Here is a 25470-nt window from a genome sequence, read left to right as displayed (position 1 = left end):
TATTCTAACAATACCTGGAATAGTAACTTAATTCTGGGGCTTATTTAAATCATTAACTTAGGTAGAACTAAGATTTAATCATGTCCGGTAGTTGCTCTAGACAATTGGGTATTTGGCGTCGTGATTTCGAGCTATTCGCCCTCATCAAACTTGTCCTCAATTAAATGGCAGACAGCATCCAAGGCTTGCTGCGAATCAGTCCCCGCGGCTTGAATGGTGATATGTTGCCCTTGTGCTGATTCCAGCATGAGCAGCCCCATAACACTATCGGCTGTCGCGACTTTGTCTTCTTCACTATGGATAGTGATAGTGGCATCAAAGCTTTGTGCGAGTTCAACTAACTTTACCGCCGCTCTAGCATGAAGACCCAAACGGTTTTGGATCAGTACAGTTCGAGTTAATTCCATGGTTAAACCTGCTGTTGTTTCTCTAGGGAGGCGTGTCTAATTTGAACTTGGTGTCCAAGTTGGTCGAAGTACTCACCAATTTTCTGAGTTAAATACACTGAGCGATGTTTGCCACCGGTACAACCAATCGCGACCGTTAGGTAACTGCGATGGTTCTTCTCTAACATCGGCAACCACTGCTCAACAAAGCCTTGGATCTGCTGTTTGAGTTCAAGCACTTCAGAGTGTTTTTCTAGAAAAGAATGGATAGGCGCATCAAGTCCAGTCAATGGTCGAAGAGCCGGTTCCCAGTGAGGGTTTGGCAAGAAACGAACATCAAACACATAGTCAGCATCACTGGGTAGACCATATTTAAAACCGAAAGATTGAAAGACAATGAGTAACTCTTGCTTCTCTTTTCCTTCAACTTTAAATCGAACCTTTTCACTCAACTCGTAAAGGTTGCAGTCACTGCTATCAATGACGATGCAAGCTTGCTCTGCGAGAGGTGTCAGCAGGTTTTTCTCTAAGTCGATAGCTTGTTTAAGTGATAACTTGTCTTGGCCAATCGAAAGAGGGTGGATTCGGCGCGTTTCGCTGTAGCGTTTCAGTAGCGTCTGTTTACTTGCATCTAGGAATAACACATTGACGTCGATGTCGGTTGCAGATTCTAGCTGCTCTAGCGTATCTGTGACCAATTTTGGCTCTTTCGGCAGGTTACGGATATCAATGCTGACGGCAACGTTCTGATTGATTTCACGTACTGATTCGACAAAGTCGCTGAGTAGATTTACTGGTAGGTTATCAACACAGTAATACCCCAAGTCTTCAAGGACTCGTAGCGCAACACTTTTACCGGCCCCAGATTGGCCACTAACAACGATTAATCGCATGCTATTGCTCGCAAGTTGGCACTTGAATCATGATGTCGTAAAGCTCTTGATCACTCTGAGCATTACGCAACTGTTTAAGGGTCTGCTTATCGTTAAGTCGTTCTGCCATACAAGAAAGGGTTTTTAGATGTTCTTTACATTGTTCACTAGGAACAAGCAGAGCAAATAATAGGTCGACAGGACGGTTATCAATCGCATCAAATTCGATGGGTTCTTGGCATTGCAGTAATACAGCAATCGCTTTATCACTGACATTCATACGAGCATGCGGAATAGCGATGCCATTACCTATACCGGTACTGCCCATCTTTTCACGACTCAACATACACTCAAACAGTTCTGTTGAATCTTGACCGCAGCTTTCAGCGGCGATTTGACTGATGAGCTCAAGGGCTCTTTTTTTGCTTGTGCATTGGACTGCACTTTTGGTGCAGTCCAATGAAAGTACTTCGCTTAATTGCATGTTAGTGACTACTTAGCTTTTCTTTGTGTTTGTTGAGTTGGCGGACGAGTTTATCAACCAATGAATCAATCGCAGCATACATATTTTCATCTGTTGCTGCTGCATGAATTTCACCTTGATTTATATGAAGGGTCGCTTCTGCAATTTGATTGATTTTCTCAACTTTTAAAACAACTTGAATACTATTGATATGGTCAAAAAAGCGTTCAAGTTTGTCGAATTTGGTGTGAACATAGTCTTGCATTGAATCGGTAAGATCAACGTGATGGCCTTGAATATTGATTTGCATAGACTTTCCTTTTCAGTTTGTTGCCTGATATATCACTTAAATAGCTAACTAAATAAGCTACAGCAGACGTTTACGCTGACTCGATGGGGCAATGCCCAGAGACTCTCGGTATTTCGCTATCGTACGTCTAGCTACCTGAATTCCTTGGTCAGCCAGTAACGCAGCAATCTTACTATCACTGAGAGGTTTTGCGGTATTTTCAGCCGCGACAAGCTTCTTAATGAGCGCGCGAATTGCTGTCGATGAACATTCACCGCCATTGTCAGTACTGACATGGCTAGAGAAAAAGTATTTGAGTTCAAATATGCCACGAGGGGTGTGCATGAATTTCTGAGTCGTTACACGAGAAATAGTCGATTCGTGCATGTCGACAGCTAAAGCCACATCATTCAGTACCATCGGCTTCATGGCTTCTGCGCCATGTTCGAAGAAACCGCGTTGATGTTCAACAATACATCGTGCAACTTTGAGTAGCGTCTCATTTCGGCTTTCTAGGCTTTTAATTAACCATTTCGCTTCTTGCAAATTTGAGCGGATGTATTGGTTGTCGGCACTATTACCTTTGCTACCTAAGTCAGCGTATTGCTGATTTACTTTTAGTTTAGGTACGCTGTCGGGGTTAATGGTCACTAACCATTTGCCCAGGTCTTTGAATACCGATACATCGGGAACGACATACTCAGTTTCGTCTGGGGTTATCTTAGTGCCAGGACGAGGGTCCAGTTGTTGAATGAGCTGCAAAACTTCACGTAGTTCTGCTTCTTTCAACTTGGTCTCTTTTATGACCAGTTTGTAATCACGATTACCGAGTTGATCGATATGGCTAGTAAGCACTAACTTAGCTTCGTGGAGCCAAGGCGTGTCTTGAGGGAAAGTTGCCAGTTGCAGTAGCAAGCAATCTTGAAGGTTCACAGAACCCACACCAAGCGGATCAAACTGTTGGATTCTTTTGCGTACGGCTTCTACTTCATCAAGCTCGATCTCTTCGTTGTCGAAGTTTTCAAGGATGTCTTCGCACGTTACGGTGAGGTACCCATAGTCATCAATGGCATCAATCAGTGCAAAGGCTATGGTTCTGTCTGTTTCAGAGAACGGTGTGAGGTCGAGTTGCCAAAGTAGGTAGTCGTGCAGGCTTTGAGTTGTTTCACCTTGGTAGACGGGCATATCGTCGTCAATCGCAATCCCCGTGTTTCCGGTATTCGCACTATAAACGTCTTCCCAAGTGGTATCGATTTCTAGTTCGTTGCCAATCTCTGATTTTTCGATTAATTCGGAGCTATCAGGTAAGTCCGGTTCTGCGGTTTCAACTGTTTCTTTCTCGTCACTGCTAGGTTTTTCTTCTGATGTAGGCGCTTCTTCATTGCCTTCTTCGACATCGAGTAGTGGGTTGGATTCTAGTGCTTCTTGAATCTCTTGCTGCAAATCTAATGTAGACAATTGCAACAAACGGATCGCTTGCTGCAATTGAGGAGTCATTGCTAACTGTTGGCCTAGCTTAAGTTGTAATGAGGGTTTCATTCAGTGGTACTTACCTAGTTATTATTCTAAGAACTCTCGATACTCTCTATATAATCATAGACGGAATTGTTCGCCTAGATAAACTTGTTTAACTTGTTCGTTATTGAGAACATCTTCAGGAGTGCCCTCTGCAATCAGGTGTCCTTGGCTCACAATGTAAGCTTTTTCACACACGTCCAATGTTTCGCGAACGTTGTGGTCGGTAATCAAAACGCCTAAGCCGCGATCGCGCAGGTGAACAATGATTTTTTTGATATCAATAACCGAGATTGGGTCAACACCAGCAAACGGTTCATCCAATAGAATAAACTGAGGGTTGGCTGCAAGTGCGCGGGCAATCTCAACACGACGGCGCTCACCACCTGACAGAGCCATACCATTACTGGTTCGGATATGTTGGATATGGAACTCTTCAAGCAGGTCTTCTAGCTTATCCTGGCGCTGTTCGTGAGTCAGCTCATCACGCGTTTGTAAAACGGCCATGATGTTGTTCTCTACCGAGAGCTTACGGAAAATCGACGCTTCTTGAGGCAGGTAACCAATACCAAGGCGTGAACGACTGTGCATTGGCAAGATACTGATATCGAGGTCATCAATGCTGATAGTGCCTTCATCACGCGCGACTAAGCCAACAATCATATAGAAAGACGTGGTTTTACCTGCACCGTTGGGCCCAAGTAATCCTACGATCTGGCCTGACTCTACCTGTAAGCTTACGTCGGTAACGACTTTACGCTTGCTGTATGTTTTCGCTAGGTTCTTTGCTGTAAGGACTGCCATGATTACTTGTTCACTTCATTAGGTTGTAAAACCGTTGATACACGTTTGTTCTCACCACTGTCAGCGACTAATTTTTGAGAGCCGATCTGGTAAGTGATCTTAGAACCACGAATGATACTACCATCTTGAGATAGCATTGCATTCTTAGTCATGATCAATCTGTCAGCAACAAGCTGGTAATGTAAGTCGTCAGCTTCACCGTAGAGTGTCTTCCCGTCGTCAGTAAGCTGAGAAAAGGTTGCAGGTTTGCCGAAGCCTTGAATTTCTTCAATTTCACCGTTGATCGCGTTTCGAGTAACAATCACTTTATCAGCATTGATATTTATGCTGCCCTGCTTAAGAACAACATCGCCTATGAATGTGACTTTGTTGCTTTTCATATCCAATTGCTGACTGTCTGAATCAATGTAGACAGGCTGCTCGCTATCCGAAGATAGGGCGTATATGCTTGGCGCAGCAAAGGCAAAAGCAAGTAAACTAAGGGGTAAGAGTTTCATATCTACCTTGAACAGAATTAAAGAGGGTTGCATTGTTGGTACCGAAGTTACCCTTCATTGCTTGTCCCTCAGTTTCAAAAAATGTACCGATCATGTGGACCGGAGTCTCTGAATAAAAATCTCGGCTAGTGAGCTCAACAACCATTTTATCGGTTGTCATGGTATCGAAGCTCGCCTCTGGCAATAGGTTCTTGGCTACCACGTTATCATAAAAAGTAACGACTTGATTTTTATCCATGATCGCGCGATCTGCGGTCACCTGCCATTCAATCGTATGTCCTTCGCGGAAAACAGAGAGAACGGGGTTTTGAAAATGTGTATCGCCAACAACGGAATAGTGATCCAAGTAGGTTGATTCAACCTGATAGCTACGAATACCGCTTTCGTCATAACTGATGTTATCTAAACTTTTGCCACTAAAAGCCGGCAGCTCTAAGTTTGGAGCCACTTGTATCGTTGATTGTTGCTCTTTGTCGAACAAGTAATAGGTTGACCAAGAAGCAATAAATATGAGTATTAAATAGATAATACGAGTAAAACTCATATGCTTAAACCTTTATGCATGTCGAGTTCATTTCTTGCTTGTAAGATAAGATCGCACACTTCGCGCACCGCACCATGACCACCTTTAATGGTTGTCACGTAATTCGCTCGTCTAGCAAGCAGTGGATGACCATCTGCCACACATACCTTCAAGCCAACTTCTTCCATCACTGGCCAATCGATCAGATCGTCACCGATGTAACCCGTATTGATTGGGTCTACAGAAAGCTTATCGCAAATATCTTGGTAGGCTTTAACTTTATCATCTTGACCTTGGTAGATAAGTTTAATACCAAGAGCCGTCATACGGTTCTCAACAATTTGAGATTTACGACCAGTGATGATCGCGATTTCAATGCCTGCGTTCATCAGTGATTTAATGCCGTAACCATCACGAGTGTGGAAGGTTTTCAGTTCTTCGCCGTTGTTACCCATGTAGATGCGACCATCTGAGAACACACCATCGACATCGCAAATCAGCAGCTTGATATCTTTTGCTAATTCGAATACGGCTGCGTCTGCTGTGCCGTATAAGGTTTCTACTGTGTTTGTCATTACATTACTCCTGCTTTGAGTAAGTCATGCATATTTAAGGCACCGACGAGTTTGCCTTCATGGCATAACATCAAACCATTAATGCTTTTTGCTTGCATTAGATTTAAGCCTTCAACCGCAAGCATGTTTGGTTCGGCAACAGTTGGGTTTTGTGTCATTACATCACCGATCTGCGTGCTATGAATATCCACGCGCTTATCTAGAATACGACGTAAATCACCGTCGGTAAAAATACCCGCCATGTGACCGTCATCGCCAACAACCGCGGTCATACCGAGACCTTTCTGCGATATCTCTAGTAGAGCATCTCTGACTAGGGCGTTAGGTGCAACGACAGGAAGTGCATCACCAGTGTGCATGATATCTTCAAGCTTCAATAATAGTTGTCGACCCAAAGCGCCGCCAGGGTGAGACAAAGCAAAATCTTGCGCAGTAAAGCCTCTGGCTTGTAAAAGTGCAACGGCTAATGCATCACCCATCACTAAGGTTGCCGTGGTGCTGGTTGTGGGCGCAAGTCCTAGTGGACACGCTTCTTCTGGCACGGATATTTGTAAATGAATATCAGATAACGTCGCCATGTTTGAAGCTGGCTTACCTGTCATGCTGATGATCTTGATGTTCAAACGCTTCAAGACTGGAAATAGGCTCAGGATTTCCCCTGATTCACCCGAGTTGGATATCGCAATTACAACATCGCCAACCCCGATCATACCTAAATCACCGTGCGCGGCTTCCCCTGGGTGTACGAAGAAAGCCGATGTACCTGTACTTGCCAAGGTTGCTGCTATTTTGTTGCCGATGTGGCCAGATTTCCCCATGCCCATCACAACCACTTTTCCGTTGTTGTTCAGGATAAGGTCGCAAGCTTTGCAAAAGTCATCATTAAAATATTGGTCTAATTGAGTGAGACCTGCAACTTCGGTTTCCAAAACTTGTTTGGCAACACTGCGATAATCGAATGACTGAGACATCAAATACTCCAAATACGGGAAGTTAAATCAATAATTAAGCTGACATGTTCATTAGTAGGTAACTTTGATACGCCACAAACGTCACAATCAATACGCCACCTTCAATACGATTCACACTACGAGATTTACCGAGTGCCATTACAACAAGCAGTAGGGAGACGCCTAGCATTACCCAAAAATCACGACCTATCGCAAATTCACTCAGTATTGATGGATTTAAGATGCCTGGAATACCCATAACCGCAAGAATGTTGAATACGTTTGAACCGATGATATTACCCACGGCCATGTCATCTTCACCCTTCATAACGCCGGCTAGTGATGCTGCTAGCTCTGGCAGACTTGTACCAACGGCAATAATGGTTAAACCAATCACAAGGTCGCTCATGCCAAAGAACTTTGCGATAACAACCGCGTTATCAACCAACATATTGGCAGATAGAGGCAAAATAATTAGACCAACCACAACCCACATTGCGGCTTTGGGGTTGCTTACGCCTTCAGGAACTTCTGATTCTTGCTCTTCAAGAAAGGCATCACCATTCTTTTTCTCACTGCGGCTGATCTGTAGCATTGCGAATAAGAATGCGGCAAAAAGAACAAACAACAACACGCCTTCGTAGAACCCTAAATGGTTGTCCCACAGCAAAGCGCCTGCAAGTAGAGTGACACCAATCATCAATGGTAGTTCACGGCGAATCACACCAGAGCTAATAGATAGTGGCTTGATGAGCGCTGTAATACCTAAAATCAGAGCGATGTTAGCGATGTTGGAACCTAAAACGTTACCCACTGCAGTATCTGTTTTTCCGTCGAGAGCCGCTGTTGCTGAAACCATCATTTCTGGCGCAGAAGATCCCATTGCAAGAATCGTCATACCGATAACTAAAGGTGAAATACCGAAGTTGCGGGCAAGAGCAGCGGCTCCATAAACCAGTTTATCTGCACTCCACACCAAAAGACCTAGACCGATAATGAGAAACGCAATCGCTTCAAGCATGATGATTCCTAAAAATTAATAAAAAACGGAGAATTAACCGCTAATTTTGACTTGTTGATAGATAAAAGGGAAGTCACTCTACAAATTAATTCAGGGTTAGTGATAAAGAAATGCACTCGAAAGGTGAATTTTTCAATGCTTTCAAATCCCTGCCTGTTTTTTTTGTTTTATTCTGTGGATACAGAAAACCACGGGTTTACCCGTGGATGAATGCCTTTGGAGACGGTACGATGGATAAATGCAATATTACACCTCATCCCATAGTGTCTACTACACGAAGTATCACGTAGTTTGGGTAACTAAGTACCGTCGGAAAATCCTGAATCCTGGTATGTGCAGCTACCTACGGAAGGTTATGCCAAAGTTACTGCGAAGTTTACCTGGCGTTGAGATTGAGACGATAGGCTTTGATGAAGATCATCTGCATATGATGATGCTTATCCCACCGAAATACAGTATTTCAGACGTCATGGGTAAACTAAAAAGCCAATCGTCGCACCACATGCGAAAAACGTTCAGTTGGCTAAGTAAGGTTTACTGGAAAGAGAACATTGTGTGGTCGCCAGGTTACTTTGTCAGTAGCGTAGGCGTGAATGAACAAGTTATAGCGAATTACGTTAGACACCAGGGCGAAAAGGATTCTGGTCAACTCCGCATGGAGTTGTAACAGTAAGTACCCCGTGCATGCACGGGGGTATCTACGTAATTAATCGAACAGTGCTTTTAATTCTAAAGTAGACTCATTATTATTGCAGCCATAATTGGCGTTTTTAAAAGCAAGGAAACAACAAAAACATGTTGAATACTGAGCTTGTGAAGGTTAAAAACCTTAGCTTCTCTCGAGGTGAGCGAGTTATCTTTGATGACATTAGTTTAAAGGTACCTCAAGGCAAAATTACTGCAATCATGGGACCGTCTGGGATTGGTAAAACCACCTTACTGCGATTGATTGGCGGTCAACTGCCTCCAGATGCTGGAGAAGTGTGGTTTGATGGCGATAATATCCCAGCGTTGTCACGCCGTAAGTTATACCAAGCCCGTAAAAAAATGAGCATGCTTTTCCAGTCGGGGGCGCTTTTTACGGATCTCAACGTCTTTGATAACGTGGCATTTCCCCTTCGTGAACACACTGAGCTTAACGAGGCATTCATTCGAACTGTTGTTTTGCTTAAACTTGAAGCGGTAGGGTTGCGTGGTGCGGCTCAATTGATGCCAAGTGAACTCTCCGGTGGGATGGCGAGACGAGCTGCGCTGGCTCGTGCTATCGCATTGGATCCTGAGCTTATCATGTACGATGAGCCGTTTGTTGGCCAAGACCCTATTACTATGGGTGTGCTTGTTGAGCTAATAAGAAGCCTTAATCAGGCTTTGGGTTTAACTTCTATGGTTGTATCTCATGATGTGCCAGAGGTGATGAGTATTGCTGATTTAGTTTATCTGCTTGCTGATGGAAAAATCATAGCAAGTGGATCGCCTGACGAGCTTTACAACAATAGTGATCCAAGAGTACAACAATTTTTGCAAGGTGATGCAGATGGCCCTGTGCCATTTAGGTTTCCGGCAAAGAGTCTAGAAAAGGATTTGTTTTAATATGATTGCGAAAACTATTGCGGGTGTCGGCAGACGTACACTTGCGGTCTGTGAATCATTTGGTCGAGCAAGCCTGATGTTATTTGGCGCTTTGTTTGGCATCCCGAGACTAAAAAACTTCCCTTTATTTGTTAAGCAACTTTATAGCGTTGGCGTTCAATCATTGGCTATCATTTTAGTTTCGGGTCTGTTCATCGGCATGGTACTCAGCCTACAAGGTTATGTCGTATTAATTGATTACGGCGCGGAGGGTAACCTTGGGCAAATGGTTGCGCTCTCATTGTTACGTGAACTCGGCCCTGTGGTCACAGCGCTTTTATTTGCCGGACGTGCTGGTTCAGCATTGACTGCGGAAATTGGCTTAATGAAGGCGACGGAGCAAATCTCTAGCCTTGAAATGATGGCGGTCGATCCTCTTAAACGAATTATTGCACCACGTCTTTGGGCTGGACTTATCTCAATGCCATTGCTCGCTATGATCTTTATGGCTGTAGGTATCTGGGGTGGTCAGTTAGTGGGTGTTGATTGGAAAGGTATTGACCACGGTAGTTTCTGGTCTGCAATGCAATCTTCTGTGGAGCTGGGGCGAGATATTGGCAACAGCACAATCAAATGTATGGTCTTTGCTATAACGGTAACTTGGATCGCACTTTTTAATGGTTACGACGCAGTACCGACCTCAGAAGGTATTAGTCAGGCAACCACACGCACTGTAGTGCACTCTTCTCTAGCGGTGTTAGGGCTAGATTTTGTTCTTACCGCATTGATGTTTGGGAATTAATCATGCAACAAACTCGAAAATTAGAATTATGGGTCGGCACCTTTGTTATTGCCGGAATTTGCGCAATCTTAATCATGATCTTTCAAGTCGCTGACGTAAAAGGTCTCGGTTCAAATCATACTTACAACTTAAAAGCGACTTTTGACAATATTGGTAGCCTAAAAGTTCGCTCTCCGGTTAAGGTGGGTGGCGTAGTTGTTGGCCGAGTTCAGAGTATTCAGCTTGATACGGAAAGCTATCTCCCAGTGGTTGAGCTATCTATTGATGCGAAGTACTCACAATTTCCTGATACCTCTAGTGCTCAAATCTTAACGTCTGGTTTAATTGGTGAGCAATACGTCAGTCTTGTTCCTGGCTTCATTTTTGACGATGAAGAGACGATGGTTGATGGTGACTCTATTGAAGACACCAAATCAGCATTAGTGCTCGAAGATTTGATAGGCCAAGTGCTTTATAGCGTTGGCGGTTCTGATGATAACGAAGCTAAGGAGTAGTCTCATGCTGAAGACTCATAGCCTATTGAAAAAATGGTTTATAACAGCGGTTGCTTTGCTGATGGCAACTCAAGTCTTTGCCGAAGAATCGATTGATCGCACTCAGCCTTACCAGATGATGACTCAAGTCGCTGAAGTGTCTTTTGAACGGCTGAAGAACGAGCAAGAAAACATCCACAATGATCCTGAATTATTGAAGGTTATTGTAGAAGAAGAATTAATGCCTTATGTGAACGCGCAATATGCGGCACTTAAGTTGTTAGGGCCTAACCTGAAAGGGGCGGACAGAAAAGACGTACGTGTATTTATAGATGCATTCCGTAAGTACTTGGTTTCTTCTTATGCTCAAGTACTGACTCAGTACTCGGATCAGACGATTCAATTTGGTCCTGAGCCAAAAATCAAAGCAGATAGTCGTATTACTAGTATTAAGGTAGATATCATTGATTCGCCGCGACCTAACATTAAACTTGAATTTAAGCTTCGCAAAGACAAGAATTCGGGCGAGTGGAAGGCATTTGATATGGTTGCTGAAGGCATTAGCCTACTTTCAAGCAAGCAGTCAGAGTGGAATACTAAGATTCGTCAAGAAGGCATCTTACAAGTTGCCGACGAACTAGAAAAGCTGGCTGCACAACCTATTCGTTTCGAGAGTAACAAATAATGAGCCATTCTCAATGGCAAGCACTAAGCTCTAAAGAGTATCAGCTGCTCGGTGATATCGATCGAGACAGTGTCCCTGCAATCTGGCGTATATTGGAAAAGTGGCGAACGACGGAATCAGACGTTGAAATTGACCTTAGCCATATAAATCGAGTTGATTCAGCAGGAATGGTGATGCTAATTCACTTATTAGAGCATGCAAAAAATCAAAACTGTCATATAATGCTCAGTTTCGTGCCAGAACAATTACGAACGTTGTTCCAATTGAGCAATATCCAGCCAATGATGGCAGAACACATAAAAAATTAGGCAGGAGCTATTTGTGGACAGCACAAAAGTACAAGAATTATTAGCAGAAGCACTGAACCTTCAGGAGATTTTCGTGAAGGGCGAAGGCAGTCATTACGAAGTTGTTGCCGTTGATCCATGTTTTGATGGCATGAATCGAGTTAAGAAGCAGCAGCTAATCTACGGCCCACTAATGGAATACATTCAACGCAATGACATCCATGCTCTTTCTATTAAGGCTTTCACGCCAGAAGAGTGGGAACGTGATAAGAAACTGATGTCTCTTTAAGGTTTATGATGGAAAAGTTTCGAGTTATTGGATCGGATAAGCCGTTAATCGGTGAAGTGACGATCTCAGGCGCAAAAAATGCAGCGCTACCTATTTTATTCGCATCAATCCTTGCTGAAGAGCCGGTTGAAGTGAGTAATGTTCCTCACCTACGTGACATCGATACTACGATGGAATTGCTTAAGCGTTTAGGTGCAAAAGTATCACGCAACGGTAGTGTTCATGTTGATGGCAGCGAAATTAATGAATTTTGTGCGCCTTACGATTTAGTGAAAACAATGCGTGCTTCTATCTGGGCTTTAGGTCCTCTAGTTGCTCGTTTTGGTGAAGGCCAAGTGTCACTTCCTGGTGGTTGTGCAATTGGTGCTCGACCTGTTGATTTGCATATCCATGGCCTAGAGCAACTAGGTGCGACTATTAAATTGGAAGATGGTTATGTAAAAGCAAGTGTTGATGGCCGTCTGAAAGGCGCGCATATCGTGATGGATAAAGTAAGCGTTGGAGCTACGATTACTATCATGTGTGCAGCAACATTAGCTGAAGGAATAACAGTATTAGATAACTCAGCGCGCGAGCCTGAGATTGTTGATACGGCTGATTTCCTAAACAAACTAGGTGCTAAGATTTCTGGCGCAGGTACAGACACGATTACTATCGAAGGCGTTGAGCGTCTTGATGGGGGCCAACACTCTGTGGTTGCTGACCGTATTGAAACCGGTACTTTCTTGGTTGCTGCTGCTGTTTCTGGTGGTAAAGTGGTTTGTCGCAATACTAATGCTCATCTTCTTGAGGCTGCATTAGCGAAGCTTGAAGAAGCGGGTGCGAAGGTTGAAACAGGCGAAGACTGGATCAGCCTTGATATGACAGATTGTGAGCTGAAAGCAGTGAAAATCGTAACAGCACCTCACCCAGGTTTCCCAACCGACATGCAAGCACAATTTACTCTGCTTAACATGATGGCGAAGGGCAGTGGTGTTATCACTGAGACTATCTTTGAAAACCGCTTTATGCACATCCCTGAGTTACAGCGAATGGGTGCAAAAGCGGAAATAGAAGGCAACACTGCTATTTGTGGTGAAACGAAAAAATTGAGCGGTGCTCAAGTAATGGCAACGGATCTTCGCGCATCTGCGAGTCTTGTTATTGCTGGCTGTATTGCTCAAGGTGAAACCATTGTTGACCGTATTTATCACATTGATCGTGGCTACGATAAGATTGAAGATAAATTGTCAGCCTTAGGCGCAAACATTACACGGTTTAGTGAGTCGAACTAACTCAGGTTAGTGGATTCATGAATCAGTAAGATGAAAACATAAAAGTCGGAACCTTGGTTTCGGCTTTTTTATAGCTGTATTTACCGCCAGTGAATCTGTTGCCTATTTTGGGCGAATAGAGGAATCAACTTGGCGGTTGTGAGGAACAAAATGATAGCAATATTACGTATTTTCGCATTGGCGATATTTGCGATTCTTATGTTTGTATTTGGGTGTGGTTACTGTCTACTTAGTCCACGTAATCCAAAGCACGTATTTACCTTTGGCCGCTATTTCGGTCGCATGTCGAAGATCTTCGGTATGAAACTAGAGCTTCGCATCCCGGAAGATGCCTACTCTCGTGGTCAACACGTTTACGTTGCGAACCACCAAAATAGCTGGGATCTATTCACGATTTCATCAGCGGTAACGCCTAAAGTCGTGACGGTTGGTAAAAAAAGCCTAGCGTGGATGCCTCTTTTTGGGCAGCTATATTGGCTGACGGGTAATATCCTAATCGACCGAGCTAACCGCAGCAAAGCGGTAGGTACGATTGACCAAGTGGTCACTAGCCTTAAAGAGAGTGATGTTTCAGTGTGGATGTTCCCTGAAGGCACTCGTTCTCGTGGCCGTGGCTTGTTACCATTTAAGACTGGTGCTTTCCATGCTGCAATTGGCGCGGGTTTACCTATTGTTCCTATCGTATGTAGCTCAACAGGTGGCGTTAAGCTGAACCGTTGGAACAATGGTTATGTGATTGTTGAAATGCTGCCACCAATCAGCACTGAAGATTACGATAAGTCTAATGTTCGTCAACTGGCTAACCTAGCTCGTGAGCAGATGGCTGCGAAGCTTGAAGAGTTAGACAAAGAAGTGGTTGAGCTTAATAAGAAGTAATCATCTAAGCAAAACGATGAACCATAAAAAAGGTTGCTAATTGGGCAACCTTTTTTGTATCTGATAAACGCTCAGCATTATGCTAACTTGTTTACGATAAACCTTTTATTCTAGATATTAAAACCTATTTGCGAACCGCAATAGCTTCGATCTCGATACCTACATCTTTTGGCAGACGCGCTACTTCAACACATGAACGTGCAGGGTAGTTTGCAACACCGTGCTCATCAAAGAATTTACCGTAAACTTCATTTACTGTACCGAAGTCATTTAGGTCTTTAACGAATACCGTTAGTTTTACGATGTCTTTTACAGTAAGGCCAGAAGCTTCAACAACCGCTTGAACGTTGTCTAAAGATTGGCGAGCTTGCTCTGCGATATCAGCAGATACTTCACCAGTTGCTGGGTTTACTGGGATTTGACCAGAAGTCAGAACCATGTTGCCAAGGTCAACACCTTGTACATATGGGCCGATTGCAGCTGGAGCAGATTCTGTGTGAAGTACTTTAGTCATTGGTTATTCCGTCAGTTATTAGATAAAAAGCGATTTTCAGTGTGCCTTCAAACTTAGGATAGGTAAAGAGCAAAATACCCCGCACAGGCGAGGTATTGAATAGTTTTTGCGTTCGATCGGCGTTGCCGTATGACGTTATCTTTCTGTCACGATCTCACGAGAGAATACTTTTTCGCAGTACTTACACTTCAATCGAATATCTTCATTTTTTTCAAAGATCTTAAAGCTGCTTTCAACGGGCTCGTTGTGAGTAATGCAGTTGGTGTTTGGACACTCGAACACATCGTTGATTTGCTCAGGAAGTTCCAAGGCTAGCTTCTTAACCACTTCGTAATCTTCGATTTGGTTTACCGTTGCGTGAGGTGCGTAAAGAGCCAGCTTGCTCGCTTGTTCTTCGGTGACGAACACATTCTCAATCTTGAGTAGGTCTTTTCCACCTAGTGCAGAGGACGGTAGGTTTAGGCCTATCGTCACTCGCTGATTCGAGTTATGCATGTCGAACAGCTTGAGTACCTTGATCCCGATGTTGGCTGGGATGTGGTCGATAACCGTTCCGTTTTTGATTGCTTCAACTTTTAATTGAGTCTCTTTAGACATGATATCTCTCCTCTACAGCGTTTCGTTAAGAACAAGGGCTAGCAATGCTTCACGTGCGTAAACACCGTTCTCAGCTTGCTGGAAGTAGTAAGCGTAAGGCGTTTTATCGACATCAATTGTAATTTCGTCAACGCGAGGCAGAGGATGCAGAACCTTTAGGTTATCGCGTGCATTTTCCAGCATAGGAGCAGTCAGGATGTACGCTGATTTAATGTGCGCGTATTCCGATTCATCAAAACGTTCTTTCTGAACTCGAGTCATGTACAGAACATCCAGCTCAGGAATCACATCTTCCATGTCTGTCAGTAGTTGGTACTTGATACCCGCTTCATCCAGCTCTTCACAAATATAGTCAGGCATCGCCAGTGCTTCTGGAGCAACGAAGTAGAAACAGATGTTGTCGAACTTCGCGAGTGCTTGAGTCAGCGAGTGAACCGTACGGCCGTACTTAAGATCACCAACGAATGCAACGTTAAGGTTGTCTAAACGGCCTTGAGTTTCGGCAATAGAGAACAGGTCTAATAGCGTTTGTGTTGGGTGTTGGTTTGCGCCGTCGCCCGCGTTAATAACAGGTACACCGTTAGAAAACTCAGAAGCCAGACGCGCTGCACCTTCTTGAGGGTGACGCATTACGTAAGCATCAACGTATGAAGAGATAACCTGTACTGAATCCGCTAGGGTTTCGCCTTTCTTCGCCAGTGACGTGTTACCACCGCTGTCGAAACCAATCACATCACCACCTATGCGTTGAATAGCCGTTTCAAAAGAGAGACGAGTACGTGTTGAAGGTTCGAAGAAGCAGCTTGCAACAACTTTGTTCTTGATGAGTTCTGGGTTTGGTTCAGCTTTAAGTTGACCTGCCGTTTGAACAATTAATTCTAGCTCTTCACGAGAAAGCTCTGGAATTGAGATGATGTGCTTTTGATAGAGCGAATTCGCCATGATCTTCTTCCCCACAATAATGTATTGGCCATAAAAAAGCCCCCCATAATGGGAGGCTTTAAAAAAGTGCTAAAAAGCAGAATAGACGGCCTGGCAAGCATGCTAGCTTGCGAGCAATATTTGGTGTTTTCACCATTTTATTGTGTGTTTTCACAATATCATTATGTTTTATCACAACATTGCTTGGCGTCATTTTCACTACTCTAAGACAAATTGCCGAGAATTATACGCTTTCAATTTGTGAGCGCAAGCGATTACATCAAGCTTTGTTTACTTTCATTATTCTCTATTAGCCAAGTGTCGCGACCATGACCGCTTTGATGGTATGCATGCGATTCTCTGCTTCATCGAACACAATCGAGTAGTCTGACTCAAACACTTCGTCAGTGACTTCCAAACCGTTCATTCCATATTTGTCTGCGACTTGTTGGCCGATTACGGTTTCATTATTGTGGAAAGCCGGCAGGCAATGCATGAACTTCACTTGAGGGTTCCCTGTAAGCTTTATGACATCCATATTCACTTGGTAAGGTTTCATTACAGCCACACGTTCGTCCCAAGCTTCTGGCGCTTCACCCATAGAAACCCAAACATCGGTGTAAAGGAAATCACAGCCTTTCACGCCTTTGGCAACGTCTTCTGTCAGGGTAATTTTTGCACCAGTACTTTGTGCAATAGCTTGGCAATCTTCGACAAGCTGTTCTTCTGGCCAGAACGTTTTAGGTGCGACAAGGCGAATATCCATACCCATTTTAGTTGCACCCACTAACAGAGAGTTACCCATGTTGTTACGTGCATCTCCTAGGTAAGCAAAACTGATTTGATGCAGATGTTTACCGCGACTATGTTCGATCATAGTCAGGAAATCAGCCAAGATCTGAGTAGGGTGGAACTCATCGGTTAGACCATTCCAAACCGGTACACCCGCATAAGCGCCAAGATCTTCGACAATACTCTGGCCAAAACCACGATATTCAATACCATCGTACATACGACCTAATACACGCGCGGTATCTTTCATTGATTCTTTCTGACCAATCTGAGAGCCAGAAGGACCGAGGTAAGAGACTTGAGCACCTTGATCAAAGGCGGCTACCTCAAAAGCACAACGTGTTCGAGTTGATGCTTTTTCAAAGATCAAAGCGATGTTTTTACCATTGAGCTTCTTCTGCTCTGTACCTGCATACTTTGCTTTTTTTAGATCGGAAGACAGGTCGAGTAAAAACTGAATCTCTTTAGGAGTAAAGTCGAGAAGTTTTAGAAAGTTACGATTGCGAAGATTAAAGGCCATCTCTCACTCCTTGGGTATATAGAATCAATGAAGAATTTATTTAAACATAAAAATGCTATATTTGTGAATATTTATTTTATTTATTTAATAAAAAAGGCCAGTACAATAGTACTGGCCTAGATAAGTTAGTGTGTTCGCTTTATTGAGTTTTGTAGCTTAGATACCGTCTCTTTCGATAGGGCAGCTCATACAACGAGCGCCACCACGACCGCGCCCCAGTTCATTGCCTGGAATTGTCAGAACTTCGATGCCTGCTTTGTCGTATTTCTCATTGGTGTAAACATTACGTTCATAACCGATAACCGTACCCGGTTTCACCGTCAGTACGTTGTTAGCGTCATTCCACTGTTCACGTTCAGCTTCGTAGTTATCCCCACCAGTTGTGATGATCTTAAGTTGATCGAGATCCAGCGCGCCTTCAATCGCTGTTAGGTAGTTTTCAGCTTTCTCTACTCGCATTTCGCCATTTTCTTTCGGCGTTAAGCGCCAAGTATCTAGGTCTTTGCGAACGATCTCTGGATAGACTGAGAATGTGTCGATATCCATGTGCGTCATGACTGTATCCAGGTGCATACAAGAGCGATGCTTCGGTAAATCAATCGCAATCACTTCTTTAGCTTGACCTGATTTGAATAAACTAGCCGCTAGGTTTTCAACACCTTGTGGTTTAGTACGCTCTGAAATACCGATAAGAACGGCGCCTTTACCGATAACCAGTACATCGCCACCTTCAATATTCGCATTGTCGTAGTGAAGATCTTCATCACCGAAATACTTAATGAAATCTTGGCCTGCGAATACAGGGTGCCAGCGGTATATTGCTCGCAAGTGGTTAGTTTCTCGTTGGCGAGCAGGCATCATCATAGGGTTAAGAGAGACGCCTCCATAAACCCAGCAAGAAGTATCGCGGGTAAATAGATGGTTAGGCAGCGGCTCAATAACGAAATCAAGTGGGCGGTGCATCTTCGGTAGCATTGAAGAAGATTTAATAGGAAGCTCAGAGTAGGCTAAACCACCAAGTAGGATCGTAGCCAAGTGCTCATTGTCCATCTGAGCAAGGTATTCTCTTAAATCACGTGCGAATGTAGGGCCGTAACGGAAATCAGAGATTTGAGTATTAAGCAGCCACTCACGAGCTTGAGCCACAGCAAGCGTTTCAACCAGTAGGTCATGCAGTAATAACACTTCAACGTCTTGGTTACGAAGTGTTGTCGCAAAGGCATCGTGTTCTTCACCTGCTGCTTCTACTGCAAGTACATCATCAAAGAGTAGTTCGTGACAGTTAGAAGGGGTGAGGTGGGTGAGTGCCCTTTCAGGCCTATTTAGGAGAACTCGTCTTAATTGACCGACTTCGGAGCCAACGTACAGCTTACTCATTTTGCATCCTTACTATTAATCCAGCGTCTATTTATGACAAGCTTATTCGTAATATGCAAGTTTTGATACTTGTGTAAAGGTTATGTTATTTTGATATTTTTGGTTTTAAATGCTGATTTAATTTGGTTTTGTGATATTAAAATTCAATCAAAAGGGTAAGTTCTGGAACAAACTTTTTGCGGTTCTATGCTCCAATTTCAGTGATTAGATAATCCACTTTGCTTGGTGAACGTGATTTTTCATTCAAAATTTATGCAGTTACTTCCTTATAAGTGAGGTTTTATGCATCAGTGGAGTAATCGGCAGTATGCATCTGATATGACTATCCACTCAATTTTTAGGGTGTAAGGTTAAAAGTAACAATAAAGATGAAATGCTAAAACACACGATGGTTAATAATATGTTGAAAATTTGTTTCTGTGATTTTGATTTCACTTTTTAATTGATGTCCCTTCTGTTATCTAGCGATAAACTTACTCTTCTACACTTGATCTAGGTGGCTTTTCTAGGCGATCCGTGCCATATTTCGTGGCAATCAAATTTGATCTTTTCATAGTCAACACTCTGGAGCAGACACATGTCTCACGAAGATGAATATCTATCAGTAGCGGAATTAATTGAATTTCAAAAAGGAGAGACTCGCGACATCATTGAAGCACTAATCGAAGATGGTAGCGATCCTGAAGCTCTATACGATATCGAGCATCACCTATTCGCTGAAGATTTCGCAGTACTTGAGAAAGCCGTTGTTGAAGCATTCAAAATGGGCTTTGAAGTGCTTGAAGCTGAAGAGACAGAAGACGAAGATGGCAACAAGTTACTTTGTTGTGATGCGACGATGCAGTGTACTCTGAACGCAGAAGCGATTGATGAGCAAGTTGAAAAGCTTGTAAATCTTGCTGAGAAGTTTGACATTATCTACGACGGTTGGGGCACTTACTACGAACACCCTGACGATTTTGAAGACGATGACGAACCATACGATTCTGAATAAGATAAAACATGAGAAACCTTGCCTAAGAGCAAGGTTTTTTTATATCTAAAAAAATAAAATATAACCCTACACATTGTCAATGTGAGAATGTGTGATACATTGAGTGTATGCAACGGAATGAATTGGTGAGTTTATATGTCTGAGGTAATTTATGAGATTAAGACTGAAGCGCTTAAAGATTTCACATATAAGAAGCCATTAGTTTCTATCGATAAGAATGGAGAACCACAAGTGGTTTACTCCAAAGACAAAGATGCTCACGTTCATATTAAGGAGATTGTCTTCTTAAATCTTGTCGGTTACGAAAAGGTTGAAAAGCGAGGGAAAAGTGGAGAATCCCTCGTTATAAATAAAGGTAAGTTAACTTCCTATGAACCTTTGGACTGCGCAAATCAATATATCCTTTCAAAGCATGTTTTAGACGAAAAAGAAGAGTCTAAGCAATCCTCTAAAGCTCTAACTCATTATTTTTCATTTGTCTTGGCTGCTCAGGCTGCATGGGATCGAAGGTATGATAATGACTCTCATGATTCATATATAGATCCCCCTAGACCTGCTTGGAATAAGTTTGGTGTTAGAAAAAATCAGCGCATTACTTATATGTATCACAAATCTATTGAAAGAGGGGCAATTGATGGAACTGGTCTAGCAAAGACAACAGCTACTGCTTACATGCGTGAAGTGGTTAATTTTTATAAATATCATCTTAAACTTGGTATGAGATTTAATAATTCTCCATTCGAATATGAGGAGGTCTTAATCTCTATTGATAATAGTGGGACTGATATGAGGTCACATAAAACGAAAGCTATCCAAACGACTGATCTTCGGTTGAAGTTTTCGAAATCAAGGAAAAATAATGGAGGTAGTTTACCTACCTCAAGGAGAGATTTAAAACCACTAACCAATGCGGAATGGTTAGAAATAAATAAAATTTTAACTACGCTCAAGAAAGTAATTAAAAATGTAAAAGGTGACGATAAATGGGTGAGTTTACCTGATGAATATTGCCTTTTATTCCGTATTTACCGTTATACAGGACTTAGAAAAGAGGAAGGTGCAAGCTTACACTTAAATCAAATTATCCCCCCGAATATGGCAAAACCTATGCTAAGGCTTGGTGTAGGAAATCAGTATGGCTCATTGACCAAAGATCCCAAGGGCGGATACCACAATAAAAATAGACAAACAATTATCCCAAGTTCCTTAATGCTTGACTTGTATAACTATAGTCAAAGTGAGCGTTATAAACATCGCTTAGATAAGTTCAAAGAAAGATGCAAATTAGAAAGAAATTCAGGTAATGAAGCATACTTTGACGGGGTAGATGGTGTCGATGAAAATAAACGATATTTGTTTATTAGCAATACTGGTATTCCATTTTTTAGAAAGTTATCAGAAATTAACACTAGGTGGAATGAGGTAAGAAAAACAGCGAGCATTAACCTCTTAAATGAGATTGATGCAGTAGTTCACAATCTGCGTTCTACATTTGCAGTATCTACATTTCGAGCCTTATTAAAGAGAGGAGTTGATTCTGAAAAGGCTTTAGCAATGGTATCAGAATTTCTTGGTCATGAAGATATTGCCACTACATTACTCTATTTGAAAATAGCTGAAGGTGAACCCACGGGAGATGAGATCTGGGAGGATATATTAGACTATCTTGGTGTGTTCCAAGAAATGGAGGAAGAAGGAGTATTGGATGATTTACCACTACAGACTGATTTAAAGACACAGGCATTTGAGGAGCCGTCATCATGAGCCGAAGAAAGCCTGCTGTTATTGATGATGATTTTTATGAAGAAAAAATAGCTTCTATTGAACCACTTAGCTTGGGGGCTTTGGTTCTGAAAGTAAATGCGCTTACAAGCTATGTTGAACAGCTTAACTTTAAGTATGTACCAAGTTATTCAAGTGGTAACAACAGAATGAAGAAGGGAACTGACTACATTCCTATGGGGAGGGAGAGTTTTGTCAGAGAAGTATATCGAATCCTTAAGCCAGACTTTAATAGAACTAAAAAAGGTTATTTTGACGAGCTGAAAATATATGTTCGTTGGCTTGATGAAAATAACTTAAAGCCGATTGAACAAGACTTCTTTCATCCTGATTTATGCAAGTCTTATATGACTCATCATCAAGAAAAAGTGAATCGAGGTGATGAGTCAAAAGCAACTTGGTCTTCGGCAAAAAACATGATGAGTTTTTTTCTTAAGGCTAAAAGTCGTGAGCTTGAAGCAAAGAGACTGCCATCGATAAAAGGCATAAAACGAAGTACTAATTCATATAAAGGTATCGATGTTAAAGATGAGTTGAGACCCTTAATCAAGCTGTTTTTATCTGCATTTAAAGAATTTAGGCAGCACATTAATGAAGGAACTTTGCCAGACGTACATCCATTTTGGAATAAAAATACTGAAAAATTATTTGCTCAAACGGCAGAGCTGGAAGGTTGGAGTGCAAGGAGTACAGCGCATAAAAAGCGAGCTTTTGTTCAATCTGTAGTCAATAAATACGGTTCTAATGCTGTTTTTAATCAATTTACTCGATTGGCTATAATGCTAACTTTCTGTTTTACAGGTCAAAATACATCTCCAATACTCAAAATGCGATTTGGTGACATAAGGTTCACAGCTAAGTCGAATGGCAAGGTGTATTTTGACATGGATAAAGCAAGAGCTAATTATTTAAGCTTTGATACTACGCTTGGGTTCCATACGAAAGTTCAAGAGTTTTTTCATCAGTGGTTAGCAATTTCAACAAAACTTCAAAAAGACTCTGGAAGTGATTGGCTTTTTCCATATTTCACGGAGTCGGGAAATGCAATAAGTTATATTGATGCTGGAAGGTCTCCTCAAGAACCAGTAAATAAACTTACTAAATCACTAGGGCTTGCTCACATAACAGCGTCAATTTCAAGGCAGACTAAAATAGATACCTTAATGAAGGTTACAGAGGATCTCTGGGTTGTATCTATGTCTGCTAATAACTCAATTAGTGTCATTTCTGCCCATTACTCTCATGGGAATGAAAGCGACCATAGACATAGCTTGGCTGCATCTCAAGAGGCTATGTATAACTTTGCGAAAAATGGTGTGGATATTCATAATGCAGCAAAGGAAGCTAAATTTAATTTTAGCAACGTTTTAAGTGATTATGACTATAAAAGGTTACGTAGAGAAGATAAAGAGAATGATAAGCAAACACCGATAGGATCTCGTTGTATGGATTCATCCCAAGGAGCAGCTAACACTATCAAGAAAAATTTAGAAAAAGAAGGTGTTAAGCAACCAAATGAAATAACGTGTACCGACTTTTTGAGCTGTTTTGAGTGTACGTATCATCGACTGGTTGCTGAAATAGAAGATATTTGGTTGATGCTGTCCTTTAGCGACACTTTGAAAGAGATGAAAGATTATCCAGCAATAAATAGCCTCCCTACAGAGAAGTATTACAAACTGTGCAATACAGTAGAAGCTGTTTTAAAGCGTTTTAAAGAGGTTTCTCCAAACAACTATGCTAACGCATTAGAAAAGTCAAAAAACGCGCCCCATCCACTTTATAGCGATGCTTACAGCTTAGTTGATTTGTTAGAGGTATTTTAGATATGCAAAGTACACATAAAAAAGTAGCCTCGATAAATTTGTATCAAAAGTCGAAGACAGCGTTCTTAATTGAAGGGTTGGATGACTTTGAGCTAGCCGACAAGCCTTACTATGTTGATGAGTGGGACTTTTCGACATCACACATCGTGGGTCTTAACGCTAGTCTGAAGGTTTCATTCAGATCAACTCAAGCTGAGTATGTAAAAGAAATACAAGACGTATTGTATAAGTTTTACCATGATTCAAAGCAAACAGAGACCTTGCCCATGTCAGTTACTCAGATCAATGCAATGAAGAGTGCTTTGCAGATCATAGCTGACTCCTTAGGTGGTACAAAATGGAATGATTTGAATACAGCTAGGAAGTGGAATGCGTTTACTCGAAGGTTGAAAAATAAAAAACTCAACTTTATTGGTCATATTGTTACAGCGATAAATCGACTCACTTCTCTTGGGGTACTTGATTCATATCTAGATACTGAAGATTTGAGGAAATGTGCAGCTCCAGGAAGTGCCAAGCAACACACAGCTATCCCTAATAAGCTGTATCAGACTATGTTAAGCCATGCACTTAAGGTCGTGGAAAAATATCATAAATATCGCCACGAAATTTCACAAGCTATGGGTGAGGCTTATGATTTGCGCAAAAGGATTAAAAGTGGGGAAAAAGTAATTGTCGAAGGCAAGGGATCTGGTAGAAAACTATGCATGAAAAATGAATCTGTTGAACAGAGAATTAGATATGCAATACAGAATATTTCTCATGACATTCCTGACTTTAAAGTTAGCTTTCGTTCTACAACGTTAACGGAGATCTTAACTAGCTGTTTTGTGGTGGTAATGGGGTTTTCTGGAACAAGGTTTGGAGAGGCTTTGAGCTTCAACAAACACAGTGCTAAGTCAAAAATATTAAATGATAACCTGATAGTCTTGCTGCAAGGAGAAACAACTAAGGGTAATGATGGAATACCTAAGATCGTCACATGGCAATCGCACCCTGTAGCACAAACGGCATTAGAGCTTGCTTATGACATGATGGAGTCAACTCGCATACTCTATGGTGAGAGCATTGATGAAAAAGAAAGGCAAGGCGAAAGTGCAGGGATGGTTAACCATATGAGAAGACAATTAGCATCTGCTTTCTTAATGACGAATTCATCTTACCAAAATTCTGATAATTATTTGTACATGCCTGACAAACACCTCAAAAGTTTTATTAAAAAACTAGATTACAAAGTAACTTATGAGGATGTGGAAGAGTTTAATTTATTGAACCCAACAAGAGAAGGTCAACTCAAGGTTGGAGGGACATACAATAAGTTGAGTTCTCACGACCTTAGAAGGACATTTGCTGTATTTTTTGTTCGTTACGGATTTGGTACTGCTTCTGGGATTAAATTCCAATTTAAACACCAGAATATCAACATGTCTGGCTACTACGCCAACAATGCTGTTCTTGCGCAAATGAATGATATTGTAATGGATAGTGAATTGATTGTTGAACTCAAGGACGCTGGAATTGATCTAGGCGTGGATCAATATTATGAGATCTATAATGAGAGTAAAAACTTGAGTGGTAGTAAAGGCGAAGAGATAAAGCAAGACCGATTAAAAATGCTCGATGATGGTGAAGGTATCATCATGACTCGTGCTGAAATCGAGGAACATATTCGTACAGGAGATTTTAATATCATTCAGCTTCCAAATGGAGCTTATTGTACTAATGTATCGTGTGACCGAGTTTGTGGCAGTCAGCCGTTTAGAGCTGAGATTAAAGAGTGTGCGCACAAGGTTGTTACTGATAAAGGTGCAAAAAAAGTGGCTAAGCAACGAGAGCGCTTGATTACAAAGTTTAAAGCTATGAATACTGGCGATAAGCTGAAGAGTTCTATTTTGACTGGGCTAAAACAGAAAATCCAATCAGAAGAGTTGACTCTGAAGAAGCACGAAATTCCTTATGTATCGTTTAAAGATGAAATCATCTTTAGTTAAACCTAG

At 42.0% G+C, this 25470-nt stretch carries 29 protein-coding genes; 13 read left to right on the top strand and 16 right to left on the bottom strand.

Features of this window, described 5'->3' with window-relative positions; all coding sequences use genetic code 11:
* Positions 1 to 131 precede the first annotated feature (131 nt).
* The 11 genes from ACMAZD_RS15570 to ACMAZD_RS15520 are packed head-to-tail and all read right to left on the bottom strand — an operon-like array spanning position 132 to position 7895.
* On the bottom strand, positions 132 to 407 hold the full coding sequence (locus ACMAZD_RS15570; protein WP_017110571.1) for an HPr family phosphocarrier protein: 276 nt from the start codon (positions 405 to 407) through the stop codon (positions 132 to 134).
* Positions 408 to 409: 2 nt separating this feature from the next.
* Positions 410 to 1279 (bottom strand): RNase adapter RapZ, encoded by an 870-nt coding sequence (gene rapZ, locus ACMAZD_RS15565; protein WP_435247867.1) that lies wholly within the window; start codon positions 1277 to 1279, stop codon positions 410 to 412.
* Position 1280: 1 nt separating this feature from the next.
* Positions 1281 to 1742 (bottom strand): PTS IIA-like nitrogen regulatory protein PtsN, encoded by a 462-nt coding sequence (gene ptsN / locus ACMAZD_RS15560; RefSeq protein ID WP_017107765.1) that lies wholly within the window; start codon positions 1740 to 1742, stop codon positions 1281 to 1283.
* Position 1743: 1 nt separating this feature from the next.
* On the bottom strand, positions 1744 to 2031 hold the full coding sequence (hpf, locus tag ACMAZD_RS15555; protein WP_017110569.1) for a ribosome hibernation promoting factor: 288 nt from the start codon (positions 2029 to 2031) through the stop codon (positions 1744 to 1746).
* 57 nt (positions 2032 to 2088) lie between these two features.
* Positions 2089 to 3549, bottom strand: coding sequence for an RNA polymerase factor sigma-54 (locus ACMAZD_RS15550; protein ID WP_435247866.1), 1461 nt, complete (start codon positions 3547 to 3549; stop codon positions 2089 to 2091).
* 54 nt (positions 3550 to 3603) lie between these two features.
* Complete coding sequence (lptB, locus tag ACMAZD_RS15545) at positions 3604 to 4329, bottom strand: LPS export ABC transporter ATP-binding protein (protein ID WP_017107768.1); 726 nt, start codon at positions 4327 to 4329, stop codon at positions 3604 to 3606.
* Between the two features lie 2 nt (positions 4330 to 4331).
* Positions 4332 to 4826, bottom strand: a complete 495-nt coding sequence (gene lptA, locus ACMAZD_RS15540) for a lipopolysaccharide transport periplasmic protein LptA (RefSeq protein WP_435247865.1) — start codon at positions 4824 to 4826, stop codon at positions 4332 to 4334.
* Positions 4807 to 5370, bottom strand: a complete 564-nt coding sequence (lptC, locus tag ACMAZD_RS15535; protein WP_435247864.1) for an LPS export ABC transporter periplasmic protein LptC — start codon at positions 5368 to 5370, stop codon at positions 4807 to 4809. The genes lptA and lptC overlap by 20 nt, the downstream gene beginning before the upstream one ends.
* Positions 5367 to 5924, bottom strand: a complete 558-nt coding sequence (kdsC, locus tag ACMAZD_RS15530; RefSeq protein WP_435247863.1) for a 3-deoxy-manno-octulosonate-8-phosphatase KdsC — start codon at positions 5922 to 5924, stop codon at positions 5367 to 5369. Before kdsC ends, lptC begins: the two co-directional genes overlap by 4 nt.
* Entirely contained in the window at positions 5924 to 6895 is a 972-nt protein-coding gene (locus ACMAZD_RS15525; protein ID WP_435247862.1) for a KpsF/GutQ family sugar-phosphate isomerase, read from the bottom strand. Before ACMAZD_RS15525 ends, kdsC begins: the two co-directional genes overlap by 1 nt.
* Before the next feature lie 34 nt (positions 6896 to 6929).
* Positions 6930 to 7895, bottom strand: coding sequence for a calcium/sodium antiporter (locus ACMAZD_RS15520; RefSeq protein WP_435247861.1), 966 nt, complete (start codon positions 7893 to 7895; stop codon positions 6930 to 6932).
* Positions 7896 to 8133: 238 nt separating this feature from the next.
* On the opposite strand from ACMAZD_RS15520, the gene tnpA reads away from it, so the two are divergent.
* The 9 genes from tnpA (at position 8134) to ACMAZD_RS15475 (ending at position 14150) form a co-directional block, all read left to right on the top strand.
* Complete coding sequence (gene tnpA / locus ACMAZD_RS15515; protein WP_140150538.1) at positions 8134 to 8562, top strand: IS200/IS605 family transposase; 429 nt, start codon at positions 8134 to 8136, stop codon at positions 8560 to 8562.
* Between the two features lie 128 nt (positions 8563 to 8690).
* Positions 8691 to 9485 (top strand): phospholipid ABC transporter ATP-binding protein MlaF, encoded by a 795-nt coding sequence (gene mlaF / locus ACMAZD_RS15510; protein WP_435247860.1) that lies wholly within the window; start codon positions 8691 to 8693, stop codon positions 9483 to 9485.
* 1 nt (position 9486) lies between these two features.
* Positions 9487 to 10266, top strand: coding sequence for a lipid asymmetry maintenance ABC transporter permease subunit MlaE (mlaE, locus tag ACMAZD_RS15505; protein ID WP_435247859.1), 780 nt, complete (start codon positions 9487 to 9489; stop codon positions 10264 to 10266).
* Between the two features lie 2 nt (positions 10267 to 10268).
* Complete coding sequence (gene mlaD / locus ACMAZD_RS15500) at positions 10269 to 10760, top strand: outer membrane lipid asymmetry maintenance protein MlaD (protein WP_435247858.1); 492 nt, start codon at positions 10269 to 10271, stop codon at positions 10758 to 10760.
* 61 nt (positions 10761 to 10821) lie between these two features.
* Positions 10822 to 11424 carry an ABC transporter substrate-binding protein gene (locus ACMAZD_RS15495; protein WP_435249391.1) on the top strand — a complete coding sequence of 201 codons (603 nt, stop codon included), beginning with the start codon at positions 10822 to 10824 and terminating at the stop codon, positions 11422 to 11424.
* Positions 11424 to 11732, top strand: coding sequence for an STAS domain-containing protein (locus ACMAZD_RS15490; RefSeq protein WP_435247857.1), 309 nt, complete (start codon positions 11424 to 11426; stop codon positions 11730 to 11732). Before ACMAZD_RS15495 ends, ACMAZD_RS15490 begins: the two co-directional genes overlap by 1 nt.
* A gap of 13 nt (positions 11733 to 11745) precedes the next feature.
* A complete protein-coding gene (gene ibaG, locus ACMAZD_RS15485; RefSeq protein ID WP_017058924.1) occupies positions 11746 to 12000 on the top strand; it encodes a BolA family iron metabolism protein IbaG in 255 nt (84 codons plus the stop codon).
* Between the two features lie 8 nt (positions 12001 to 12008).
* A complete protein-coding gene (gene murA / locus ACMAZD_RS15480; RefSeq protein ID WP_435247856.1) occupies positions 12009 to 13274 on the top strand; it encodes a UDP-N-acetylglucosamine 1-carboxyvinyltransferase in 1266 nt (421 codons plus the stop codon).
* 150 nt (positions 13275 to 13424) lie between these two features.
* Positions 13425 to 14150 carry a 1-acylglycerol-3-phosphate O-acyltransferase gene (locus ACMAZD_RS15475; protein WP_435247855.1) on the top strand — a complete coding sequence of 242 codons (726 nt, stop codon included), beginning with the start codon at positions 13425 to 13427 and terminating at the stop codon, positions 14148 to 14150.
* A 124-nt stretch (positions 14151 to 14274) separates the two neighbouring features.
* On the opposite strand, the gene ACMAZD_RS15470 is transcribed toward ACMAZD_RS15475, so the two are convergent.
* The 5 genes from ACMAZD_RS15470 to arcA all read right to left on the bottom strand — a co-directional run bounded on the left by ACMAZD_RS15470 (position 14275) and on the right by arcA (position 18871).
* A complete protein-coding gene (locus ACMAZD_RS15470) occupies positions 14275 to 14664 on the bottom strand; it encodes a RidA family protein (protein WP_004735319.1) in 390 nt (129 codons plus the stop codon).
* Positions 14665 to 14799: 135 nt separating this feature from the next.
* Positions 14800 to 15261 (bottom strand): aspartate carbamoyltransferase regulatory subunit, encoded by a 462-nt coding sequence (gene pyrI / locus ACMAZD_RS15465; RefSeq protein ID WP_435247854.1) that lies wholly within the window; start codon positions 15259 to 15261, stop codon positions 14800 to 14802.
* Between the two features lie 12 nt (positions 15262 to 15273).
* Entirely contained in the window at positions 15274 to 16203 is a 930-nt protein-coding gene (gene pyrB / locus ACMAZD_RS15460; protein WP_009847728.1) for an aspartate carbamoyltransferase, read from the bottom strand.
* Between the two features lie 289 nt (positions 16204 to 16492).
* Positions 16493 to 17494 carry an ornithine carbamoyltransferase gene (locus ACMAZD_RS15455; RefSeq protein ID WP_435247853.1) on the bottom strand — a complete coding sequence of 334 codons (1002 nt, stop codon included), beginning with the start codon at positions 17492 to 17494 and terminating at the stop codon, positions 16493 to 16495.
* Positions 17495 to 17650: 156 nt separating this feature from the next.
* A complete protein-coding gene (arcA, locus tag ACMAZD_RS15450) occupies positions 17651 to 18871 on the bottom strand; it encodes an arginine deiminase (protein ID WP_009847726.1) in 1221 nt (406 codons plus the stop codon).
* Positions 18872 to 19448: 577 nt separating this feature from the next.
* Here arcA and rraB point away from each other — a divergent pair.
* The 4 genes from rraB to ACMAZD_RS15430 all read left to right on the top strand — a co-directional run bounded on the left by rraB (position 19449) and on the right by ACMAZD_RS15430 (position 25464).
* Complete coding sequence (gene rraB, locus ACMAZD_RS15445) at positions 19449 to 19865, top strand: ribonuclease E inhibitor RraB (protein WP_435247852.1); 417 nt, start codon at positions 19449 to 19451, stop codon at positions 19863 to 19865.
* A gap of 135 nt (positions 19866 to 20000) precedes the next feature.
* Entirely contained in the window at positions 20001 to 21629 is a 1629-nt protein-coding gene (locus tag ACMAZD_RS15440) for a tyrosine-type recombinase/integrase (RefSeq protein WP_435247851.1), read from the top strand.
* Positions 21626 to 23473, top strand: a complete 1848-nt coding sequence (locus ACMAZD_RS15435; RefSeq protein ID WP_435247850.1) for a hypothetical protein — start codon at positions 21626 to 21628, stop codon at positions 23471 to 23473. Before ACMAZD_RS15440 ends, ACMAZD_RS15435 begins: the two co-directional genes overlap by 4 nt.
* Before the next feature lie 2 nt (positions 23474 to 23475).
* Positions 23476 to 25464 carry a hypothetical protein gene (locus ACMAZD_RS15430; RefSeq protein WP_435247849.1) on the top strand — a complete coding sequence of 663 codons (1989 nt, stop codon included), beginning with the start codon at positions 23476 to 23478 and terminating at the stop codon, positions 25462 to 25464.
* The last annotated feature ends 6 nt before the right edge of the window (positions 25465 to 25470 follow it).

The organism is Vibrio sp. nBUS_14, from assembly GCF_051201655.1.
Lineage (GTDB): Bacteria > Pseudomonadota > Gammaproteobacteria > Enterobacterales > Vibrionaceae > Vibrio.
The sequence above is the reverse complement of the archived record's forward strand: the minus strand, read 5'-3'. Positions and strand labels throughout refer to the sequence as shown.

What these genes read in the sequence shown, in the direction of transcription:
- ACMAZD_RS15570 (WP_017110571.1), bottom strand. Translation starts at nt 407, where the DNA reads ATGGAATTAACTCGAACTGTACTGATCCAAAACCGTTTGGGTCTTCAT.
- rapZ (WP_435247867.1), bottom strand. Translation starts at nt 1,279, where the DNA reads ATGCGATTAATCGTTGTTAGTGGCCAATCTGGGGCCGGTAAAAGTGTT.
- ptsN (WP_017107765.1), bottom strand. Translation starts at nt 1,742, where the DNA reads ATGCAATTAAGCGAAGTACTTTCATTGGACTGCACCAAAAGTGCAGTC.
- hpf (WP_017110569.1), bottom strand. Translation starts at nt 2,031, where the DNA reads ATGCAAATCAATATTCAAGGCCATCACGTTGATCTTACCGATTCAATG.
- ACMAZD_RS15550 (WP_435247866.1), bottom strand. Translation starts at nt 3,549, where the DNA reads ATGAAACCCTCATTACAACTTAAGCTAGGCCAACAGTTAGCAATGACT.
- lptB (WP_017107768.1), bottom strand. Translation starts at nt 4,329, where the DNA reads ATGGCAGTCCTTACAGCAAAGAACCTAGCGAAAACATACAGCAAGCGT.
- lptA (WP_435247865.1), bottom strand. Translation starts at nt 4,826, where the DNA reads ATGAAACTCTTACCCCTTAGTTTACTTGCTTTTGCCTTTGCTGCGCCA.
- lptC (WP_435247864.1), bottom strand. Translation starts at nt 5,370, where the DNA reads ATGAGTTTTACTCGTATTATCTATTTAATACTCATATTTATTGCTTCT.
- kdsC (WP_435247863.1), bottom strand. Translation starts at nt 5,924, where the DNA reads ATGACAAACACAGTAGAAACCTTATACGGCACAGCAGACGCAGCCGTA.
- ACMAZD_RS15525 (WP_435247862.1), bottom strand. Translation starts at nt 6,895, where the DNA reads ATGTCTCAGTCATTCGATTATCGCAGTGTTGCCAAACAAGTTTTGGAA.
- ACMAZD_RS15520 (WP_435247861.1), bottom strand. Translation starts at nt 7,895, where the DNA reads ATGCTTGAAGCGATTGCGTTTCTCATTATCGGTCTAGGTCTTTTGGTG.
- tnpA (WP_140150538.1), top strand. Translation starts at nt 8,134, where the DNA reads ATGCAATATTACACCTCATCCCATAGTGTCTACTACACGAAGTATCAC.
- mlaF (WP_435247860.1), top strand. Translation starts at nt 8,691, where the DNA reads ATGTTGAATACTGAGCTTGTGAAGGTTAAAAACCTTAGCTTCTCTCGA.
- mlaE (WP_435247859.1), top strand. Translation starts at nt 9,487, where the DNA reads ATGATTGCGAAAACTATTGCGGGTGTCGGCAGACGTACACTTGCGGTC.
- mlaD (WP_435247858.1), top strand. Translation starts at nt 10,269, where the DNA reads ATGCAACAAACTCGAAAATTAGAATTATGGGTCGGCACCTTTGTTATT.
- ACMAZD_RS15495 (WP_435249391.1), top strand. Translation starts at nt 10,822, where the DNA reads ATGGCAACTCAAGTCTTTGCCGAAGAATCGATTGATCGCACTCAGCCT.
- ACMAZD_RS15490 (WP_435247857.1), top strand. Translation starts at nt 11,424, where the DNA reads ATGAGCCATTCTCAATGGCAAGCACTAAGCTCTAAAGAGTATCAGCTG.
- murA (WP_435247856.1), top strand. Translation starts at nt 12,009, where the DNA reads ATGGAAAAGTTTCGAGTTATTGGATCGGATAAGCCGTTAATCGGTGAA.
- ACMAZD_RS15475 (WP_435247855.1), top strand. Translation starts at nt 13,425, where the DNA reads ATGATAGCAATATTACGTATTTTCGCATTGGCGATATTTGCGATTCTT.
- ACMAZD_RS15470 (WP_004735319.1), bottom strand. Translation starts at nt 14,664, where the DNA reads ATGACTAAAGTACTTCACACAGAATCTGCTCCAGCTGCAATCGGCCCA.
- pyrI (WP_435247854.1), bottom strand. Translation starts at nt 15,261, where the DNA reads ATGTCTAAAGAGACTCAATTAAAAGTTGAAGCAATCAAAAACGGAACG.
- pyrB (WP_009847728.1), bottom strand. Translation starts at nt 16,203, where the DNA reads ATGGCGAATTCGCTCTATCAAAAGCACATCATCTCAATTCCAGAGCTT.
- ACMAZD_RS15455 (WP_435247853.1), bottom strand. Translation starts at nt 17,494, where the DNA reads ATGGCCTTTAATCTTCGCAATCGTAACTTTCTAAAACTTCTCGACTTT.
- arcA (WP_009847726.1), bottom strand. Translation starts at nt 18,871, where the DNA reads ATGAGTAAGCTGTACGTTGGCTCCGAAGTCGGTCAATTAAGACGAGTT.
- rraB (WP_435247852.1), top strand. Translation starts at nt 19,449, where the DNA reads ATGTCTCACGAAGATGAATATCTATCAGTAGCGGAATTAATTGAATTT.
- ACMAZD_RS15440 (WP_435247851.1), top strand. Translation starts at nt 20,001, where the DNA reads ATGTCTGAGGTAATTTATGAGATTAAGACTGAAGCGCTTAAAGATTTC.
- ACMAZD_RS15435 (WP_435247850.1), top strand. Translation starts at nt 21,626, where the DNA reads ATGAGCCGAAGAAAGCCTGCTGTTATTGATGATGATTTTTATGAAGAA.
- ACMAZD_RS15430 (WP_435247849.1), top strand. Translation starts at nt 23,476, where the DNA reads ATGCAAAGTACACATAAAAAAGTAGCCTCGATAAATTTGTATCAAAAG.